General features: G+C 38.3%; 1 protein-coding gene. It reads left to right on the plus strand.

The features are described from left to right. Positions 1-1,047: M56 family metallopeptidase (locus OU792_RS18575; RefSeq protein WP_274671059.1), on the plus strand; the 1,047-nt coding region annotated here is incomplete at both ends.

Here is a 1,047-nt window from a genome sequence, read left to right on the forward strand (position 1 = left end):
TTGCCAATAAATACCATTTCATCAATCGGTATAGCTGGCTCTCAAATAATCAAGGATGGATCTGAATCAATTCCTTTTCTATCTATTCAAGTGCTATTGCCAGCTCTTTATTTTGGAGGACTTATTTGGATGTTGGCAAGGTTGATGGTTGGGCTTTTCAGGACGATGCGATTAATTCAGAATTCTGAAAAGAAACATTATCAAGGATTTGAAATTGCTTTGAATCCAGCCTTTAGACCCGCTTCATTTTTTTCTACGATTCTACTTCCTACGCTCGATCTAGAGGATAGGCAATTCCAACAAATAATGATTCACGAATCTGTCCATATTCGGGAGGGACATAGTTTTGATATTTTATTGGTTCAATTGGTGAAATCAATTATGTGGTTTAATCCACTTATCTACGTTTTTGAAAATCTTTTGAAGGAAGTTCATGAGTTTCAGGCAGATCAGCAGGTTACCCTAAGCCATTCCTCCATTGATTATTCAAGGACCCTTGTTCAAATTCTCAATACAAATCGAGGGCTTCAGCTTTTGAATAATTTCAATCAATTTCAAACCAAAAAACGAATTATTATGATGCACAAAGAAAAATCTAAGGAAAGTAAAAAGGGGGTGTTTCTTTTTGGAATACCAGTTTTGGCAATGCTCTTTTTTCTTATTTCCTGTAGTTCAGGAGTAGACAGATCCCAGCTTGTTGGAACCTGGACAGGCTCTGATTTTGAATTCGAACAGACCGAAGGGGCTGATATGAGTGCCATGATTGAAGGGGGAAAGATGTTGCATGTGGATGGAAAACTTATCCTTGAAGAGAATGGGAATTATCAAATCGTAGCAGGTCAGGGAGATATGAATGGCTCGGGTACTTGGGAGTTAGGTTCTGATGACATTCTAACCACTTTCGATGGTCAAGAGTCAACGGCATACAGCATTGTTTCATTGACTGATCAAGAGTTGATTACAAAACACGAAGTGGCATTTGAATCCCCAATGGGAAAGCTAGCTGGAATAATCACGCTGACCTACAAGCGCCAAAAAATTTTAAAA

Source organism: Algoriphagus sp. NF (genome assembly GCF_028823735.1).
GTDB lineage: Bacteria > Bacteroidota > Bacteroidia > Cytophagales > Cyclobacteriaceae > Algoriphagus > Algoriphagus marincola.